The organism is Pseudomonas sp. PAMC 25886 (assembly GCF_000242655.1).
GTDB lineage: Bacteria > Pseudomonadota > Gammaproteobacteria > Pseudomonadales > Pseudomonadaceae > Aquipseudomonas.
Genome location: NZ_AHHC01000084.1, coordinates 26,319 through 45,834, shown reverse-complemented (window position 1 = coordinate 45,834; position 19,516 = coordinate 26,319). Strand labels below are relative to the sequence as shown.

The 19,516-nt window shown below is 60.9% G+C and carries 16 protein-coding genes; 8 read left to right on the top strand and 8 right to left on the bottom strand.

What is annotated here, in order from left to right; translation table 11 throughout:
* The first annotated feature begins 7 nt into the window (after positions 1-7).
* The 7 genes from MUM_RS0128425 to MUM_RS0128395 all read left to right on the top strand — a co-directional run bounded on the left by MUM_RS0128425 (position 8) and on the right by MUM_RS0128395 (position 5,659).
* The gene (locus tag MUM_RS0128425) at positions 8-997 is read left to right on the top strand and encodes an alpha/beta fold hydrolase (RefSeq protein WP_010176423.1); all 990 of its coding nucleotides are present in this window, start codon (positions 8-10) and stop codon (positions 995-997) included.
* Between the two features lie 222 nt (positions 998-1,219).
* The gene (gene rraA, locus MUM_RS0128420) at positions 1,220-1,711 is read left to right on the top strand and encodes a ribonuclease E activity regulator RraA (RefSeq protein ID WP_010176422.1); all 492 of its coding nucleotides are present in this window, start codon (positions 1,220-1,222) and stop codon (positions 1,709-1,711) included.
* Between the two features lie 25 nt (positions 1,712-1,736).
* Positions 1,737-2,732, top strand: coding sequence for a zinc transporter ZntB (locus tag MUM_RS0128415; RefSeq protein WP_003215009.1), 996 nt, complete (start codon positions 1,737-1,739; stop codon positions 2,730-2,732).
* A gap of 85 nt (positions 2,733-2,817) precedes the next feature.
* Positions 2,818-3,063 carry a hypothetical protein gene (locus MUM_RS0128410; protein ID WP_003215011.1) on the top strand — a complete coding sequence of 82 codons (246 nt, stop codon included), beginning with the start codon at positions 2,818-2,820 and terminating at the stop codon, positions 3,061-3,063.
* Positions 3,064-3,065: 2 nt separating this feature from the next.
* Entirely contained in the window at positions 3,066-3,890 is an 825-nt protein-coding gene (locus MUM_RS0128405) for a mechanosensitive ion channel family protein (RefSeq protein WP_008432650.1), read from the top strand.
* An 87-nt stretch (positions 3,891-3,977) separates the two neighbouring features.
* Positions 3,978-4,568 carry an RNA polymerase sigma factor SigX gene (gene sigX, locus MUM_RS0128400; protein WP_003215014.1) on the top strand — a complete coding sequence of 197 codons (591 nt, stop codon included), beginning with the start codon at positions 3,978-3,980 and terminating at the stop codon, positions 4,566-4,568.
* 107 nt (positions 4,569-4,675) lie between these two features.
* Positions 4,676-5,659, top strand: a complete 984-nt coding sequence (locus MUM_RS0128395) for an OmpA family protein (RefSeq protein ID WP_010176421.1) — start codon at positions 4,676-4,678, stop codon at positions 5,657-5,659.
* A gap of 60 nt (positions 5,660-5,719) precedes the next feature.
* On the opposite strand, the gene cobA is transcribed toward MUM_RS0128395, so the two are convergent.
* From cobA to MUM_RS0128355, 8 genes are all read right to left on the bottom strand, one after another.
* Positions 5,720-6,463, bottom strand: a complete 744-nt coding sequence (cobA, locus tag MUM_RS0128390; RefSeq protein WP_010176420.1) for a uroporphyrinogen-III C-methyltransferase — start codon at positions 6,461-6,463, stop codon at positions 5,720-5,722.
* A gap of 9 nt (positions 6,464-6,472) precedes the next feature.
* The gene (locus tag MUM_RS0128385) at positions 6,473-9,181 is read right to left on the bottom strand and encodes a nitrate reductase (RefSeq protein ID WP_010176419.1); all 2,709 of its coding nucleotides are present in this window, start codon (positions 9,179-9,181) and stop codon (positions 6,473-6,475) included.
* The gene (nirD, locus tag MUM_RS0128380; protein ID WP_010176418.1) at positions 9,181-9,498 is read right to left on the bottom strand and encodes a nitrite reductase small subunit NirD; all 318 of its coding nucleotides are present in this window, start codon (positions 9,496-9,498) and stop codon (positions 9,181-9,183) included. The genes MUM_RS0128385 and nirD overlap by 1 nt, the downstream gene beginning before the upstream one ends.
* A complete protein-coding gene (nirB, locus tag MUM_RS0128375; RefSeq protein ID WP_010176417.1) occupies positions 9,495-11,948 on the bottom strand; it encodes a nitrite reductase large subunit NirB in 2,454 nt (817 codons plus the stop codon). Before nirB ends, nirD begins: the two co-directional genes overlap by 4 nt.
* 232 nt (positions 11,949-12,180) lie before the next feature.
* Entirely contained in the window at positions 12,181-13,851 is a 1,671-nt protein-coding gene (locus MUM_RS0128370) for a bifunctional protein-serine/threonine kinase/phosphatase (protein WP_010176416.1), read from the bottom strand.
* Positions 13,851-15,062 (bottom strand): nitrate/nitrite transporter, encoded by a 1,212-nt coding sequence (locus tag MUM_RS0128365; RefSeq protein WP_010176415.1) that lies wholly within the window; start codon positions 15,060-15,062, stop codon positions 13,851-13,853. The genes MUM_RS0128370 and MUM_RS0128365 overlap by 1 nt, the downstream gene beginning before the upstream one ends.
* 889 nt (positions 15,063-15,951) lie before the next feature.
* Positions 15,952-16,527, bottom strand: a complete 576-nt coding sequence (locus MUM_RS0128360) for an ANTAR domain-containing response regulator (protein ID WP_010176414.1) — start codon at positions 16,525-16,527, stop codon at positions 15,952-15,954.
* Positions 16,528-16,539: 12 nt separating this feature from the next.
* Positions 16,540-17,739, bottom strand: a complete 1,200-nt coding sequence (locus MUM_RS0128355; RefSeq protein WP_010176413.1) for a CmpA/NrtA family ABC transporter substrate-binding protein — start codon at positions 17,737-17,739, stop codon at positions 16,540-16,542.
* Positions 17,740-17,975: 236 nt separating this feature from the next.
* On the opposite strand from MUM_RS0128355, the gene sctC reads away from it, so the two are divergent.
* Complete coding sequence (gene sctC / locus MUM_RS0128350; protein ID WP_010176412.1) at positions 17,976-19,439, top strand: type III secretion system outer membrane ring subunit SctC; 1,464 nt, start codon at positions 17,976-17,978, stop codon at positions 19,437-19,439.
* Positions 19,440-19,516 lie beyond the last annotated feature (77 nt).

The window sequence follows — 19,516 nt, the reverse complement described above, 5'->3', positions numbered from 1 at the left end:
GAGCATTATGCAAAGCAGCAGCAACCTGTTTCCTGTCGCCTTGATCAGCGCTGAGCGTCGTGGCGACCTGAGTGAAGATGTGTATCGCCTCAAGCCCGGCAACAGCCCTGACGGCACCGTCGAGCTGGCCGTGACCCGCCTGGGCCTGGCCGATGTCCCGGAAAACCGGGGCGTGCCGGTGGTTTTGTTGCATGGCAGTTTCTCCAACCGACGCTTTTGGTATTCGCCCAAGGGGATCGGCCTGGGCGCTTACCTGGCGCGCGAGGGGTTCGACGTCTGGATCCCGGAAATGCGCGGCCACGGGCTGTCCCGACGTAACCACGACTACGCCAAAAACCGCGTTGCCGACTATGCTCGCTACGACTTGCCGGCCATTGCTGCCTTTGTGCGCGAGCAAAGTGGGCAGATTCCCCACTGGATCGGGCATTCCCTGGGTGGCACAACCCTGGCTGCGGCCCTGGGTGGGCAGCACCTTGGCGCGCCGGCAGTGGCCTCGGTGGCGCTGTTTGGCTGCCAGGTCAGCCGTACCCATTGGCCGTTGAAACTGCCACCGTTGGAATGGACCGGTCGCCTGCTCTTGAAGCGCTTTGGCCAATTGTCCGGTGCTCGGTGGAAACGCGGCCCGGAGGACGAACCGGCAGGTGTGCTGATTGAAGCCATGCGCTGGAATGGCCTGTTCGGCCGCTTTGGCGAAGGGAAGCAGGATTGGTGGAAAGGCCTGGCAGCGGTCGACGTGCCGCTATTGGCGGTGAGCGCTGCCGGCGATCACCAGGACCCGGACTGGGCCTGTCGCAAACTCTTCGAGCAAGTCGGCTCCGAGCATCGCCAGTACCTGTGCCTGGGGCGCCGGCAAGGGTTCAGCGGGGATTTCGGGCACGTCGAGATGCTCGTCAGCAAGGCTGCCCAGGCTGAAGTGTGGCCGTTGGTGAGGCGTTGGCTGAAAGATCCGCTTACACCTTTGGCGGGGGCGCAGTCGCAGGAACTTGCTGTGGTTTGAGCGCAAGGCTCTATCAGGGGCGTTTCGCTTGTTTGCCGTAGCGGCTAAGATATGACGCGTTGGGTGGTTCTGGTCATATTCAGTCGCGCAGTGGGTCTTGCGTTGCTGTCGGATGGGCCTGACTATTCGGCCCGGATTAAAGAACCTTCATGGCAAAGCGTTTCCAGATGTAAGTAAACAGTGGGATGTTTGACACCTTCTTTCACCTACAGGAGTTTCTCGATGAACCATTACCTTACCCCCGACCTGTGTGACGCCTACCCGGAGCTGGTGCAGGTGGTTGAGCCGATGTTCAGCAATTTCGGCGGCCGAGACTCCTTTGGTGGCGAGATCGTGACCATCAAGTGCTTTGAAGACAATTCCCTGGTCAAGGAACAAGCCGAACTCAATGGCGCCGGCAAGGTGCTGGTGGTCGACGGTGGTGGTTCCCTGCGCCGTGCGTTGCTGGGCGACATGATTGCCGAGAAAGCCGCGAAAAACGGCTGGGAAGGGCTGGTGATCTACGGCTGCATCCGCGATGTGGACGTGATTGCCCAGACCGATTTGGGTGTACAGGCCCTGGCCAGCCACCCGATGAAGACAGAAAAGCGCGGTATCGGCGATTTGAACGTGGCGGTGACCTTCGCTGGCGTGACCTTCCGCCCGGGTGAGTACGTGTACGCCGACAATAACGGTGTGATCGTCTCCCCCAGCCCGCTGAAAATGCCTGAATAAATAGCAGTAGCCGACAGGGGTGAGGATGTTCGAGGAAGAAAACGCGCAGTGGGGGCTGGTGCATGCCCTGGTGCTGGACGGTAAGGGTGGTGCGCGTTCGATTGCCCGGACAGAGCTTGATGAGCTGCAACTGCAGCCTCAGGAAAGCCTGTGGCTGCATTGGGACCGTAGCCATCCCCAGACCCAGACCTGGTTGCGCAAATCCAGCGGCTTGAGCGAGTTCGCGTGTGACCTGCTGCTGGAGGAAAACACCCGCCCACGCCTGTTGCCGCTGCCGGACGCCGAACTGCTGCTGTTTTTACGCGGTGTCAACCTGAACCCCGGCGCCGAACCGGAAGACATGGTCTCGGTGCGTATCTTTGCCTCGGCCGCGCGGGTGATTTCCCTGCGCTTGCGCCCGTTACGTGCAACGGATGAGCTGCTGGTGCAGTTGGCGGATGGCAAGGGGCCGAAAACGTCGTCGGAACTGGTCCTTTATATGGCGCAGTACCTGACCAACAAGGTCCAGGATCTGGTCAGTGATCTGTCTGAAATCGTCGATATCGAAGAAGAAAAACTGGATGCCGACGAACGGTATACCCCGGAGCATGGCAGCGTTTTGCAGATCCGTCGGCGCGCCGCCGGGCTGAAACGTTTCCTGTCGCCGCAGCGGGATATTTTCGCGCAGTTGACCCGGATCAAACTGCCCTGGTTCTGCGACGACGATGCTGACTACTGGAACGAATTGAACAACAGCCTGACCCGTTACCTGGAAGAGCTCGAATTGGCCCGGGAGCGCGTGGGGCTTGTGCTTGAGACCGAAGACCGGCGTTTGAGCCTGCGCATGAACCGCACCATGTACCGCTTCGGGATCATCACCGGGATCTTCCTGCCGATGAGTTTCCTGACCGGTTTGCTGGGGATCAATGTGGGGGGAATTCCGTTCTCTTCCAGCCCTTACGGGTTCCTGATTGCCTGCCTGATGATGGTCACGGTGGCGGTCGGGCAGTGGTGGTTGTTTCGACGTTTACGTTGGGTCTGACCTGAATGTGACCTGAACGTGGAAAGAGGTCATGTGACCCGAAGAATTTTACCCTCGTCTTTTAAATCACTTGCGAGAGGTTTTTATGCACGATCCGTTCGAACAGTCTTTGCGTGACATGCTGAATGCTTCGCCGTCCAACCGGGACGACGATGCTTGCCTGGGTCGCGTTTTGAAAACCGCCAACCGCCAGGTCGGGGCGGGGGACCTGTTCGGTCTGCTCGGCCGCTGGTTGCCGGCATTGATGATGGCCCTGAACAACGGTTCGGCCCATGTTTCACCGGTTTCCCGTCGTAAACCTCTTGCTCGCACTGCTGATAAGGCTGAATGAATATGGAACTCGATCTCTGGACCCAGAGTCTGGTAACTGCAATGACTGCGCTGTGGACCAAGGTGGCGAATTTCATTCCCAACCTGTTTGGTGCCCTGGTGGTGGTACTGCTGGGTTTTGTCGTGGCCAAGCTGCTCGACACCCTGCTCTCCAAATTGCTGGCTAAACTGGGTCTCGATCGACTGATGGGCGGTACCGGCCTGACCAAGATTCTGGGACGTGCCGGGCTGCAAGTGCCGATCTCGACATTGATCGGCAAGATCGTTTATTGGTTTGTTTTGCTGATTTTTCTGGTTTCTGCGGCTGAATCCCTTGGACTTGAGCGAGTTTCAGCTACGCTCGACATGCTGGCGTTGTATTTGCCGAAGGTATTCGGTGGCGCGCTGGTGCTGCTCGTAGGGGTTTTGCTGGCGCAACTGGCCAATGGCCTGGTGCGCGGCGCGGCTGAAGGGGTAGGGCTGGATTACGCCAGCGGCCTGGGGCGAATCGCTCAGGGCCTGGTGATTATCATCAGTATTTCGGTCGCGATCAGCCAGTTGGAGGTCAAGACTGACCTGCTGAACCATGTGATTGTGATTGTTTTGATTACCGTTGGTCTGGCCGTTGCGCTGGCCATGGGACTGGGAAGCCGGGAAATTGCCGGGCAGATTCTTGCGGGAATCTATGTGCGTGAGCTGTATCAGGTTGGGCAACAAGTGCGTGTGGGCGAGGTCGAAGGGCAGATCGAGGAGATCGGCACGGTTAAGACAACAGTGCTGACCGACGATGGCGAACTGGTGTCGCTTTCGAATCGGATCCTGCTGGAACAGCATGTGACTAGCCGCTAACCCGGCAAACCCTGCTAATGTACGCCGCCGCAAACCTGGGTATCCAGGCTGAGGCGGACATTGACCTGACTGTCGGCACGACTTGTTTTGAATAAAGCCCAAACGCTGTCCACGCGCTATGACCCCCGTGAGCTCTCTGATGAGGAGTTGGTCGCGCGCTCGCACACGGAGCTGTTTCACGTAACACGCGCGTACGAAGAATTGATGCGCAGGTATCAACGCACTCTGTTCAACGTTTGTTCAAGGTATTTAGGGAACGATAGAGATGCGGATGATGTCTGTCAGGAAGTGATGCTCAAGGTGCTATACGGCCTGAAGAACTTCGAGGGCAAATCGAAGTTCAAGACATGGCTTTATAGCATCACGTACAACGAGTGCATCACGCAGTATCGGAAGGAACGGCGAAAGCGTCGCTTGATGGACGCTTTGAGTCTGGACCCCCTTGAGGAAGCGTCTGAAGAGAAGGCGCCAACCCCGGAAGAAAAGGGCGGACTCGATCGCTGGTTGGTGCATGTGAACCCGATTGACCGGGAAATTCTGGTGCTACGATTTGTCGCAGAGCTGGAATTTCAGGAAATCGCTGACATCATGCATATGGGTTTGAGTGCTACAAAAATGCGTTACAAACGTGCTCTTGATAAATTACGTGAGAAATTTGCGGGCAGTACTGAAACTTAGTGCGTGGCAAATATCTCTTACGTGTAGGCAAGTTCTGTTAGACTTGTCGCCGAGTTGTCCCCCGGTATGTGGGACTGCTTTACAATCACCAGATGGGGATTTAACGGATGAAACTGAAAAACACCTTGGGCTTGGCCATTGGTACTCTTATTGCTGCTACTTCCTTCGGCGCTCTGGCACAAGGTCAAGGCGCAGTTGAAGGCCAGCTGTTCTACAAAAAGCAGTTCAACGATAGCGTCAAGCATATCGAAGACGGCTACAATCCTGGCGCAAGCATCGGTTACTTCCTGACCGACGACGTGTCGATCAACCTGAACTACGACACTACCAACCACACCCGTTCGAACGACGGTACCGGTAGCCAGAAGATCAAGGGTGATACCGGCAGCGTTACTGCCCAGTACCACTTCGGTCAAGCTGGTGTCGACTCCCTGCGTCCATACGTAGAGGGCGGTTTCGGCCACCAGAGCCGTACCAACGTAGAAGCTGATGGTCACAAAGGTCGCGATCAATCGACCCTGGCTATCGCTGGCGCTGGTGTGAAGTACTACTTCACCGACAACCTGTTCGCACGTGCTGGTGTTGAAGCTGACTACGCACTGGACAACGGCAAGTGGGACTACTCCGCACTGGTTGGTCTGGGCGTAAACTTCGGCGGCAACGCTGGTAAAACTGCTCCAGCTCCTACCCCGGCACCAGCTCCAGAGCCAGTTCCAGAGCCAGAAGCTCCGGTTGCTCAGGTTGTTCGTGTTGAGCTGGACGTGAAGTTCGACTTCGACAAGTCGGTTGTTAAGCCTAACAGCTACGGCGACGTGAAAAACCTCGCTGACTTCATGAAACAGTACCCACAAACCACCACCGTTGTTGAAGGTCACACTGACTCCGTCGGTCCTGACGCTTACAACCAGAAGCTGTCCCAGCGTCGTGCTGACGCTGTTAAGCAAGTCCTGGTCAAAGACGGTATTGCTCCTAACCGTGTAAGCTCGGTTGGTTATGGCAAATCCCGCCCAGTTGCTGACAACGCAACTGAAGCTGGCCGTGCTATCAACCGTCGCGTAGAAGCCTCGGTAGAAGCACAAGCAGCTCAGTAATTACTGAGTTGTAGAAAAAAGCCCGGCTTAGGCCGGGCTTTTTTTCGCCTGAAATTTGCCTCAGGCAGTCGCGCTGGCCAGAGCCTCAACCGCCTGTGCCGGCTGGACAACCTGGCCAATCACCAGGATTGCCGGGCTCTTGAGCGAAAATTCGTGCGCATCGTCCTGCATCCGGGCAAGGCTGCTGCGGCACTCACGCTGCTGTGGCAACGAGGCGTTTTCGATCATCGCCACCGGCATGTCATCGCTCATGCCACCCTCCAGTAACTGCTGTCGAATCTCCCCCAGCTTCGCCACGCCCATATAGATCACCAGCGTCGTGCCGCCCTCGGCCAGTGCTCGCCAATTGAGGCTGCTGTCGTCTTGCGTGTGGGCCGTGACCAGCGTGACGCCACGGCTGACTCCGCGCAACGTGAGCGGAATATCACAGTGAGTGGCCCCGGCCAGTCCCGCCGTAATGCCGTTGACCAACTCCACCTCCACCCCTTGTTGCCGGAGCCATGCCGCCTCTTCGCCGCCACGACCAAATATGCACGGGTCGCCACCCTTGAGCCGCACCACGCATTTGCCTTGGCGGGCATAGCGCAACATCAGGCGGTGGATAAATGCCTGGGGTGTGGAACGGCAGCCGCCGCGTTTACCCACGGTGATCAGCCGTGCAGCGGGGCAATGCTCCAGCAGCGCCGGGTTGACCAGATCATCGATCAGCACCACATCGGCTTCCCGCAGGGCTCTCACCGCCTTGAGTGTCAGCAGCTCCGGATCGCCGGGGCCTGCGCCCACCAGCCAGACTTTTGCGCTCATATGCTTTCCTCACACCGTGATTGCGATTGGCTGCGTGCCACTCGCCAACAGCCGTTTTATTTCCGGCACACAGGAGCCGCATTGCGTGCCGCAACCCAGCTCCTGTTTCAGCCCATTCAGGTCCAGGCCCCGGGCAATCCCGGCGCAGACCGCGCTTTCGCTGACGTTCTTGCAGTTGCACACCGTCTTGTGACGGGTCGAACCGCCCCCGGGTGGCGCACTCAATGGCGCCAGCAGCCAGCGGCGTAACGGGTCATCGGTGCGACCTTCCAGCCACAGGCTTTGCAACCAGTGGCGAGCCAGGGTTTCGCCGGCGAGGCGCATCGCGGTGATGCGGCCCTTTTCGATTTTTACCCGCTTGCCAATGGAGCGCCGCGGGTCGTCGTAGGCCATGACCGGGCCGTCATTGAGGCCCAGCAATTGGTCGATCTGCTTAAGCAGTTCAAGGGCGGGCGCCTCGTGATGTGCTGCACGAATCAGCAGGGCGGGCCGCTCACGGCCAGTCAGGCTCAGGCTGACGTAGGCAAAGCCCTCACACAGCGGGCGCAATGCTTCGAAGTGTCGCTGCACATCGCCTTCAATCAGCGCAAACAAATGCCAGGGCAGTTGCACCGCCTCCAGGCGTACGCCGCTGTGTTTGAGTTCCGGCTGTTTGGACAGCGGGTCGAACGCCGGCTGGGTGAGCGCATTCACACCGCCTTTGAGAAAGCGATCGCCCCAGTGCATTGGCAGAAACGCCTGGCCGGGACGTACGCTGTCATCGCTGTCGACGGCCACAATTACGCTGCCGCGCCGGCTTTTCAGGCTGATCAGGTCGCCTTCCTTCAAGCGATACCGGCGCAGTTCATCCGGGTGCAGGCTGACCAGCGCTTCACTGACATGCCCGAACAGCTGCGCAGCGGTGCCGGTGCGGCTCATGCCATGCCATTGGTCCCGCAGGCGTCCGGTGATCAGGGTCAGCGGGAAGCGCGCGTCACGCTGCTCTTTGGCGGCGCGATAAGGGTCGGCCACAAAGTGCGCGCGACCCGTCTCGGTTGGAAAAACACCGTCGGTATATAGCCGTGGGGTGCCGCTCACCGCGTTGGCTGGAAATGGCCATTGCTGCGGGCCGATCCGGTCGAGCAGGGCGTGACTGATGCCCGACAGGTCCAGGTCGCGTCCACGGGTCAGCAGTTTGAATTCATCAAAGATCTGCGCCGGCTGCTCAAAGGCAAAAAGACCCGGTTTTCCGGGACAAAGACGTCGCTCCAGGCGCTGGGCAAAATCCACTGTGATTGCCCAGTCCGGCCGAGCTTCCCCGGGTGGGGTAATGGCCCGTCGAACGTGGGAAATACGCCGCTCGGAGTTGGTGACCGTGCCTTCTTTCTCGCCCCAGCTCGCCGCCGGTAACAACAGGTCGGCGAAACGCGCCGTCTCGGTTGTACGAAAAGCTTCCTGCAGCACCACGAACGGACACGCCTCCAGGGCCTGGCGCACGCTGTTCTGGTCGGGCAGGGATTGGGCAGGGTTGGTGCAGGCAATCCACAGGGCCTTGATCTTGCCGACCTGTATCTGTTCAAACAGCTCGATGGCGGTCAGCCCGGTGCTGGCTGGCAGTTGCTCTACACCCCAATACGCGGCCACTTCTGCCCGATGTTCCGGGTTGGACGCCTCGCGATGGCCGGGCAGTAAATTCGACAAGCTGCCGGTTTCCCGCCCACCCATGGCATTCGGCTGACCGGTCAGGGAGAAGGGACCGCAGCCGGCGCGGCCAATGGTGCCGGTTGCCAGGTGCAGGTTAATCAAGGCGCTGTTCTTCGCGCTGCCCGCCGTGGACTGGTTAAGCCCCATGCACCACAACGACAGAAAACTCGCCGAGGTGCCGACCCACTCCGCGCACAGGCGCAGTTGCTCGACACTGATGCCGCACAGCTGCGTGACCATGTGTGGCGTGTAGTCGTGAACCAGGCGTTTGAGCTCGACCAGGCCGTCGGTGTGGGCCTGGATAAAGTCGCGGTCGATCCAGTCCTCCCACAGCAACAAGTGCAAGATCCCATGGAACAACGCGACATCCGTACCCGGCAAAATCGCCAGGTGCAGGTCCGCCAAGTCGCAGGTGTCGGTGCGCCGGGGATCAATCACCAGCACTTTCATCTGTGGCCGACGGGCTTTTGCTTCTTCCAGGCGTCGGAACAAAACCGGATGCGCGTAGGCCATGTTACTGCCGACGATCATCACGCAGTCGCTCGACTCCAGGTCCTCATAGCTGCACGGCGGCGCATCGGCGCCCAGGCTGCGCTTGTAGCCGACCACCGCTGAAGACATGCACAGCCGCGAGTTGCTATCGATGTTGTTGGTGCCCACCAGCGCCCGCGCCAGTTTGTTGAAGCTGTAGTAGTCCTCGGTCAGCAACTGCCCGGAGATATAGAACGCCACGCTGTCCGGCCCGTGTTCAGCGATAGTCTCGGCGAACACATTCGCCGCGTGTTCCAGGGCGGTGTCCCAATCGGTGCGGCTGCGCGCCAGGCCTTTGCCCAGCCGCAGTTCCGGGTACAACGCGCGGGCCGCGAGGTCGCCGGTCAGGTGCAAGCTCGACCCCTTGCTGCACAGCTTGCCAAAGTTGGCCGGGTGGCTCGGATCACCGCTGACGCCGAGGATCTGCGAGCCGTCATGTTCGATCAGCACGCCGCAGCCGACCCCGCAGTAGCAACAGGTCGAAGCGGTGGTCTGGCGGTTCATCAACCGGCGTCCCGCAGCGCCAACATCACCCGACCGTTTTCCACGCGGGCCGGATGATGATGGGCGCAACCAATGTCCGGTGCCTGGGCCTCACCGGACGCCAGGTCGATCTGCCAGTTATGCAGCGGGCAGGCCACGCGTTTGCCGTAGATCAGCCCTTGGGACAGTGGCCCGCCCTTGTGCGGGCAGCGGTCGTCGAGGGCGAACACTTCGTCGTCACTGGTACGAAAAATCGCGATGTCGCCTTTTGGCCCGGTGATGATGCGCGAGCCCAGGGCGTTGATTTCTTCGAGGGCGCAGATATCCAGCCAGTTCATGCCGGCACCTCCAGCAGTTTGACGGGGATGGTGTCGAATTCCTTTTTCAGCAGCGGCTGTTCCAGGCGTTCTTTCCACGGGTCCTGTTCGAACGACAGGGAGAATTGCAGGCGTTCATTGAGCGCCTGGCGCCGCGCCGGGTCTTCCAGCACGGCCTTCTTGATGTGCTCCATGCCCACCCTTTGCAGGTAGTGCACCGTGCGCTCCAGGTAGAAGGCTTCTTCCCGGTAAAGCTGTAGGAAAGCGCCGTTGTATTCGCGCACTTCTTCGGCGGTTTTCAACTTGACGAAGAACTCGGCGACCTCGGTCTTGATCCCGCCGTTACCGCCGATGTACATCTCCCAGCCCGAGTCGACGCCGATAATTCCCACGTCCTTGATCCCGGCTTCCGAGCAGTTGCGCGGGCAACCGGACACCGCCAGTTTGACCTTGTGGGGCGACCACATATTGAACAGGTCGTGCTCCAGCTCGATCCCCAGTTGCGTGGAGTTTTGCGTACCAAAGCGGCAGAACTCACTGCCCACGCAGGTCTTCACGGTGCGGATGGATTTGCCGTAGGCATGGCCGGACGGCATATCGAGGTCTTTCCACACACCGGGCAAATCCTGCTTCTTGATGCCCAGCAAGTCGATGCGCTGCCCGCCGGTGACCTTGACCATCGGCACGTTGTACTTGTCTGCCACATCGGCAATGCGCCGCAGCTCCGAGGGATTGGTCACACCGCCCCACATCCTCGGGACGACCGAGTAGGTGCCGTCTTTCTGAATATTGGCGTGGGCCCGTTCGTTGATCAGGCGCGATTGCGGGTCGTCTTTTGCCTCGCCGGGCCAGGTGGAAATCAGGTAATAGTTGAGTGCCGGGCGGCAAGTGGCACAGCCGTTCGGGGTGCGCCAGTTCAGGTAGCTCATGGTGCCGGCGATAGTCAGCAGGTGCTGGTCGCGGATGGCCTGGCGAATCTGCCCGTGGTTGAGGTCGCTGCAGCCGCAGATGGCTTTTTCGCTTTTTGGTTTGACGTCTGCCGCGCCGCCTACGGTGTTGATCAGGATCTGTTCCACCAACCCGGCGCAGGAGCCGCAGGAACTGGCGGCCTTGGTGTGCTTCTTCACGTCGTCGACGCTGAACAGCCCGTGTTCCTGAATCGCCTTGACGATGGTGCCCTTGCACACGCCGTTGCAGCCGCAGACTTCGGCGCTGTCGGCCATGCTCATGGCTTTGTCCTGGCCTTGATGGCCTACATCGCCGATGGCGTTTTCGCCAAACATCAGGTGATCGCGGATCTCGCCAATAGCGTGGTTCTCACGGATCTGTCGGAAATACCAGCCACCGTCAGCGGTGTCGCCGTACAGGCAGGCACCGACGAGGATGTCGTCCTTGATCACCAGCTTCTTGTAGACGCCGCCAATCGGATCGGAAAGGGTGATGGTCTCGGTGCCTTCGCCGCCCATGAAGTCGCCGGCGGAGAACAGGTCGATGCCGGTGACTTTCAGTTTGGTCGAGGTCACCGAGCCCTGGTAGCGTGCGAAGCCCAACTGCGCCAGGTGATTGGCGCAGACCTTGGCCTGCTCGAACAGGGGTGCCACCAGGCCGTAGGCGATACCGCGATGGCTGGCGCATTCGCCGATGGCATAGATGCGCGGATCGTAGGTTTGCAGGGTGTCGTTGACCAGAATCCCACGGTTGCACGGGATGCCGGATTTTTCTGCGAGTTCGGTGTTGGGGCGGATGCCGGCGGCCATTACCACCAGGTCCGCCGGTATCACGTCGCCATTTTTGAATTGCACCGAGCCGACGCGACCGTTGCCAGCGTCATGCAGCGCCTGGGTTTGTTCCTGCAGGCGGAACACCAGGCCACGGCTCTCCAGTTCGGTTTGCAGCAGTTGGCCGCTGGTCTTGTCCAGTTGCCGTTCCAACAGCCACTCGCCGATATGCACCACGGTCACGTGCATGCCGCGCAGCATCAGGCCGTTGGCGGCCTCCAGGCCCAGCAGGCCGCCGCCGATCACGACGGCGTGCTTGTGGGTCTTGGCGGTGTCGATCATGGCCTGGGTGTCGGCGATGTCGCGGTAGCCGATCACACCCTGCAACGTATTGCCGGGGATCGGCAGGATAAACGGCGTGGAGCCGGTGGCGATCAGCAGGCGATCGTACTCGGCCTCGCTGCCGTCTTCGGCGATGACTTTGCGTTTGACCCGGTCGATCTGCACCACTTTGCGGTTGAGCAGCAGCTTGATGTTGTTATCGAGGTACCAGCTCAAATCATTGAGCACGATCTCTTCGAAGGTCTGCTCACCGGCCAGCACCGGCGACAGCAGGATGCGGTTGTAATTGGTGTGGGGTTCAGCGCCGAAGACGGTGATGTCGTACAGGTCGCTGCTCAGCTTGAGCAATTCTTCAAGGGTGCGAACCCCGGCCATGCCGTTGCCGATCATCACCAGTTTGAGTTTCTTCATGTCGTTCTCCGCAGTGGCTCGACAAATCGTGCGCAACAAAAAAAGGCGTCCCCGCTACGCAAGTAGCGAGGACGCCTTTGTCCTGGTCCCGTTCTCTCGGGAAGCTCGACCTTCGACGTTGAAGGCGCGGCTATATGTGTGTTGATGGGAAAGCTAATGCAGTGGTTGTGCCAAGTGGCGGTTTGGCCTGATTTGTTGAGCCTGGCGTCCAAATATCGAGAAATTTCGCCTCTTAGTGGTGCAACAGCCAGTACAACAGCACCAGATTGATCAGCAACGACAGCACGGCCAAGGTTTGCCAGACCTTGAGCGGCTCGCGCTCCAGCAGCGGTTTTGGCCGCATGCTCAACTCGCGTCGGTCTGCCTGCTCCAGCACCCGCAACCACTCCTCGGCGGTTTCATAACGTTGTTCAGGCTGGGCGGCGACTGCGCGTTCCAGGCTCTGTTGCAACCAGTCGGGCAGGTCGGGGCGGTAACGGCTGGCGCTGACCGGCGTGGTGAACCTGGGGCGTTGGAATGCTTCGATTTCGCCGTAGGGATAATGCCCGGTCAGCAGGTAATACAAAGTCACGCCGACGCTATACAGATCCTGCTGCGGCGTAGGGCGTTCGCCATTGAAGGCTTCCGGCGCGATAAAGCTCGGCGTGCCCGGCAACAGGTGCGCGCGATCCTCGGAGAGCCCGGGGCAGTAGGCCAGGCCGAAGTCCAGCACGCGCAATTCGCCATCGTCACCCAGCAGCAGGTTTTCCGGCTTGATGTCGCGGTGCAGGATCTGCCTGCGGTGCAGCAGCCCGACCGCGCGCAACAGGCGCTCGGCCAGGGATTGCCACTGCGCCAGGGGTAATGGGCCCTGGTGTTTGAAGAGTTCGGCCAGGGTTTGCCCGGCGTATTCACGCATCACGTAGTACAAATGCTGACGGCCGCTGGCCTGATGGACTTCAGGAAATGCGCGGCCAGCGACCCGGCGCAGGAACCATTCCTCCGACAACAGGGCCTGGGCGGCGAACACGTCGTCGTCATGGCTGACCGGCAAGGTCTTCAGCAACCAGGCCTGTTGCTGGGCGTCGCGTACCCGATAGAGCAGGGACTGACGACTTTGCCCCAGCAGCGCTTCCACCTGCCAGCCTTCGAAGTGTTGCCCGATTTTGAGGGGCGGCGGCAGTGGCCATTGCTGCAACTGCACCAGTGCATCCCCGAGGGTGGCGGCGCCGAGCTGGTCAACCCGCACCAGCAAAGCGCTGGCATTGTCCTGGCTGCCCGCCAGGTGCGCGGCGCTGACCAGGGTGTTCACGGCCAGGTCCAGATTTGACTGCTCCCGCAGGATCGCGCCAATGGCGTGATCCCCCAGGGTCGCCCACACGCCGTCGCTGAGCAGCAGAAAACATTCGCCCGCCCGCAACTCGCCGTCGAGGAAATCCAGCACCAGGTGTTGATCCAGGCCCATGGCGCGCTTGAGCACATGCTGCATGCCCGGTTGTTCCCACACATGCTCTTCGCTGAGGCGTTGCAACTCGCCATCGAGCCAGCGATACACCCGGCAATCACCCACATGGGCCAGGGTGAAACGCTGCCCGCGAAACACCAGGGCACTGAGGGTGGTGAGCAGTGGCAGGCCGCCACCGTTGGCCTGCAACCAGCGATTCTGCGCCACCAGCAAGCGCTCCAGCGCCTGGGCCACGCCCCAGGTTTGCGGCGTGGCGTAATAGTCCAGGGCCAGGGCCTGCAAGGTCGAGCGCGCGGCCAGTCCGCCATCGGCACATTGGCTGACACCGTCGGCGATGGCACACAGATAACCTTTGCTGGCGGCCAACTCAGCGGCGGGAGTGACCAGGCGCACGGCGTCCTGGTTTTCCTGCCGTGGGCCGGTGGCGCTGGCCTGGGCGAAGCTCAGTTGCAGGGTCATCAGACGCGTGCAGCCGTCACCGCTGCCGAGCCCCAAGTGGTTCTCCAGCGACGTTTAACGCCATACAGGCCGAACCAGGCCAGCACGCCCAGGCTGGCGAACAACCACAGGGCCAACTGATAGCTGCCGGTGCTTTGCTTGATCGCGCCCATGCCCGCGGCCAGGGCGAAACCGCCGATACCGCCGGCCATGCCGATCAGGCCGGTCATTACGCCGATCTCCCGGTGAAAACGCTGGGGCACCAGCTGGAAGACTGCACCGTTACCGGCACCCAAACCGAGCATGGTGCACACGAAAAGCGCCAGTGCTGCGTAGGAGCTTGGCAGGTTGAACCCCACCGCCGCGATGCAGATCGCTGCCACGCCGTACATGCCCAGCAGGGTGCGAATCCCGCCAAAACGGTCAGCCAGCGCGCCGCCTAATGGCCGCATCAGGCTGCCACCAAACACACAGGCGGCGGTGTAGTACCCGGCAGTCACCGGGCTCAGCCCGTATTGGTCGTTGAAGTAACCGGGCAGCGCACTGGCCAGGCCGATAAAACCGCCGAAGGTCACGCTGTAGAAGAACATGAACCACCAGCTGTCGCGGTCGCCCAGGGCTTTGAAGTAGTCAGCCATGGATTTGGCCTTGGGCCGTTGCGGGGCATTGCGGGCGAGCCAGGCGAAGACGATCAGGGTCAGGACCAGCGGGATCAGCGCGAAGCCAAACACATTGCTCCAGCCAAACGCGGCGGCGAGCACCGGAGCCAGCAAGGCCGCAAACACCGTTCCGGAGTTGCCGGCGCCGGCGATGCCCATGGCCTTGCCTTGGTGCTCGGCGGGGTACCACTGGGACGCCAGGGGCAAGGCAACGGCGAACGAGGCACCCGCCATGCCGAGGAACATGCCCAGCAGCAGGGCTTGTTCGTAGCTGTGGATCCCCAGTTTCCAGGCGCCGAAGAGGGCGCAGATGACAATCACCTGGCCAATCAGGCCGGCGGTCTTGGGCGAGAGTTTGTCGGCCAGCATGCCCATCAGGAAGCGCAGCACGGCGCCGGCCAAAATGGGCGTGGCCACCACCAGGCCGCGTTGTTGGGTGGTGAGATGCAGGTCAGCGGCGATTTGCACCGCCAGGGGGCCCAGCAGGTACCAGACCATGAAGCTCAGGTCGAAATACAGGAACGCGGCAAACAGGGTCGGGGTATGACCGGATTTCCAGAAGCTTGATTTCATCACGCACCTCAGCGGTAAAGGGGTCTTATGAGAAGGCCTGGTGATGGAACGGCTGTGGCCGCCCCACCGGCCCCGGGCTATGGGGCCAAAACGAAAAAACGCCGCCACCGGGTTCGCGTGGGCAAACCGGATGTGCGACGTCTTTGTCGTGGATGGGGCAACCGCCGTTGGCTACCTGTGGGGATTCTTTAGCAAGAGGTGGGCCAACAGGGGTTGGGTTTTTTGGTTGTGTACATATCCGTTGCTGCGGTAACGGCGGCTTATGGTTCCGCTCCACCGTACCTGCTTGCGGCCATCGTGGTTAACGGGGCCCGGAGATCAAGATCAAAAGCAGATCAACAGCACGGCGGCCTGAAAGCCGACCTGAGTGTTAAAAGCCAGATCAAAAGCCAAGGCAAGTGCAGAGCTGCTTTTCTGTGGGAGCTGGCTTGCCTGCGATGCAGACAACTCGATACATCAGATACACCGAGGCGATGCCATCGCAGCGATGCGGCGACCCGATAAGCCAGCTCCCACATTTGGACCGTGCCCGCTGTAGATTTTGATCTTGATGTTGCCTTTGCTTCACACCACTCAAGCCGGCCTGTAGGCCGCTGTGTTCTTGATCTGCTTTTGATCTTGATCTTAGGCGCCCCGTTAAACCACGCTGGCCGAACGCAGGTGGTACGGAGCGGGTAAACCGGCAGGACGCCGGTTTAGCCGCGACGGGGCAGGGACGCCCCGTCGCGGCGGCCCGCGGAGTAGTACCGGCGTGAGGGCACACCGAGCCTGAGCGAGGTGCCGAGTGGTGGGGCAAGAGCGTTTTGCTTACTTTTGCGCTTTTCAAAAGTGAGCCGCTGTAAGAGCGGAACCAATAGTGGCCGTTACCTAAATAACGGATATACACCCCTCACCCCAGCAACTCACTCATCGCAATAATCTGCTCCGCCACCTGAATCAGCTTCTGCTGCCGACTCATCGCCTGACGCCGCATCAGCGTGTAGGCCTCTTCCTCATTACACCCCTTCATTTTCATCAACAGCCCCTTGGCCGTTTCGATCCGCTTACGCTCCGCCAACTGCTGATCCCTGGCCTGCAATTGCGCGCGCATCGCCTGGTCACTCTCAAACCGCGCCATCGCCACATCCAGGATCGGCTGCAACCGTTGCGCCTGAATCCCCTCGACAATATAGGCACTGACCCCGGCCTTGATCGCCTGTCGCATCACCCCCGGATCATGCTCGTCGGTAAACATCACAATCGGCCGCGGCTGATCCCGGCTCACCAGCACCACCTGCTCCATCACATCGCGCCCCGGCGACTCGGTATCGATCAAAATCACATCCGGGCGCACCGCTTCCACTCGCGCCGGCAGGTCGATCGTCAGCCCCGACTCATCGATTACTTCAAACCCGGCCTCGGTCAACGCGGCCTTGAGCCGCCCCACCTTGCGCGGCGTATCGTTGATCAACAGGATTCGCAACATAGGGTCCTCCTGTCAGCGCAAGGCTTGGCGGCTGACAACATCTGTCATGGCATGCAGGCGAAAGCTGCGGGCATACCCGGCCGGGTCCGAACCGTCCCAAACCTTTCCGTCGATCAACTGGCTGCTGCGCATGGCCTCGCCACCGGCCGGCACACCCACGGCGCTGGCCGCCTGGCGATAGATATCCAGTTGCTGCACGCGCCGGGCGACGCCGAGGTAATCCGGGTCTTCGCGTAGCAGGCCCCAGCGACGGAATTGGGTCATGAACCACATGCCATCCGACAGGTAGGGCAGGTTGACCGCGCCGTCGTCATAAAACCGCAGCGCATGGGGATCCTGCCAGTGGTTGCCGAGGCCGTCGTCATAGTTGCCCAGCAAGCGCGGTTCGATGCAGTCGAGCGGTGCGTCGAGGTAGTGCGGGGCGCTCAGCAATTGCGCGGTGGAGCGGCGGTTTTCTGTGCTTTCTTCGATAAACCGGCTGGCCTGCAGGATCGCCATCACCAGCACCCGGGCGGTATTGGGGTACTGCTCGACAAATGCCTGGGTGCAGCCGAGGACTTTTTCCGGGTGATCCGGCCAGATCGCCTGGGTGGTGGCCAGGGTGAAGCCCTGGTTTTGCTTCACCGCACTGGCGCACCAGGGCTCGCCCACACAAAAACCGTCGATACGTCCGGCCTGCAGGTGAGCCACCATTTGCGGCGGCGGCACCACCACGCTGTCGACATCCTGCAACGGATGGATGCCCTGGCTGGCCAGCCAGTAATACAACCACATGGCGTGGGTGCCTGTGGGAAAGGTCTGGGCGAAGGTGAGTTTTGTTCGGCTTTGGTGCACGTGGCGGTCCAGTGCCTCAGGACTGGTCACCCCCAACTGTTGCAGGCCACGGGACAGGTTGATGCTCTGGCCATTCTGGTTCAGGCCCATCAGCACCGCCATGTCGGTGGGCGCTACGCCGCCGATGCCCAGGTGCACGGCGTAGATCAGGCCATACAGGCTGTGGGCCGCGTCCAGTTCGCCGCTGACCAGGTTGTCCCGCAGGCTGGCCCATGACGACTGGCGTTTGAGGTTCAGCGTCAGGCCATAGGGCTGGGCGAAGCCCTGGGTGGCGGCGACTACCACCGAGGCGCAATCGCTCAGGGCCATGAAGCCCAGGTTGAGGCTGCTCTTTTCCGGGGCATCACTGCCGTTGACCCAAGCCAGGGGATCATTCATCTGTATGTACCTTTCATAAAAAAACGCCGCTCCGTCGGGCCACGCTCGGAGGAGGCCCGGGGTAACGACGTCTTTGTCCTGAACCCGTTCCGCCGTTGGCGCGGGCTGCGATAGGCAAGGCAAAGCAAGGCACATGCCACGCACCGGGTAAGCCCGGCAGGCCGTCAGCTTCCCGTCAGGATTGAAACCGGCCTGGCTCCCAGTATGGCCGCTCCTTGATCCCGGGCTTTGCAGGCATGTTCATCAACCGCCATTGTATTGCGAGTGTGTTTTTCTGGCTGTTGGTGCTGGGCAGTCCCCGGGTGCTCGGGGAGCCTTACGAGGCCCGCGACGAGAGCCTGCACACGTTTTTTACGGCGTTGTCCTTGCCGTTGGGGCAGCCGATCGTGGTCAGTCAGGCGGCGGCCCGCAAGCGCATCAGCGGGACGTTCGATTTCGATTCGGCCCAACCGCTCCTGGCATCGGTTGCCCGGCAGCACGGTTTGATCTGGTACAGCGACGGCCAGGTGCTTTACCTGTATGACGCCGACGAGGCGAAAAGCTCGGTGGTAACCCTGCGGCATATTTCGGTCGATATGTTGCGCGGGTTCATGCGCCGCTCCGGGCTCGACGAGGCGCGCTATCCGCTGCGTGCGAGTGCGGCGCGGGTGTTCTACGTGTCCGGGCCGCCGAACTACGTCGACCATGTGCTGCGCCTGGCACAGCTGATGGACCGCCAGCGTGCGGAGCTGCGCATGGGGCCGCAGCGGATCGGAGTGGTGCAGGTGCTCAACACCCACGTTGCCGACCGCGAGTACGACATGGGGGACAAAACCGTCACGGTGCCGGGCATGGCTTCCATGATCGAAAAACTGCTGGCCGTCGAGCAGAAGAGCGCATCCCCACGGCAACCCGGATCACTCGCCGACAAGACTATTTCGGTGTTGGCGTACCCGGACACCAACAGCTTGTTGATCAAGGGCAAGCCTGCGCAGGTGAGCTTTATCGAAAACCTGGTGGCGGAACTGGACGTGCCAAAGCGTGCGGTTGAGGTTTCATTGTGGCTGGTGGATGTGGACCGCGACGAGCTCAAGAAGGTGGGCGATGCCCTGCACAATGGGCCCGACAAGCCTCCGGCAACCCGCGTAATGGCACCCGTCGAGGACGATGCGTTCATGAAACGGATCACGGCACTGGAGCAGCGTCGACGAGCGAAGGTCACGGCGTTGCCGGTGATTCTGACCCAGGAGAATGTGCCGGCGGTTTTCAACGATAACCAGACGTTCTACCTGCCCCGGCCGGGTGAGAACAGTGATGAGTGGCAACCGGTGGTCTACGGCACACAGGTCAGTGTGCTGCCGCGCTTCGCCGAGGCGAATGAAATCGAGATGCAGCTCATCCTCGAAGATGGCCGCCAGATGGGCAAGGCCGGCAGTCGCGACAAACGCTCGGCGGCGGTGGAACGCATGGGGATCAGCACCGTAGTGCGTGTGGCTCCGGGCCGGCGGTTGCTGGTGGGGGATTTTCAGCGTGAAACCGGCGCGGCCTTGTCCGGGCGCTACTACGGGCCTATGGCCAATAGCGTGCGGCTGTTTGTCATCCAGGTTGCGCCGGTGGGTGGTGCCTCGCACACAGGTGGCGGACCGGGGCAGGCACCGCCGTTGACACCCTCCCAGCATGAGCGCGTGAAGCGGGCATTTACCCGCGTATCCGAGGGATAAACCATTGACCGTCCAATCAGGACTGGCGGTCTCGAAAAGTCTTACATAGCCCGTCTGAAAAATACCGTGCCTGTGGG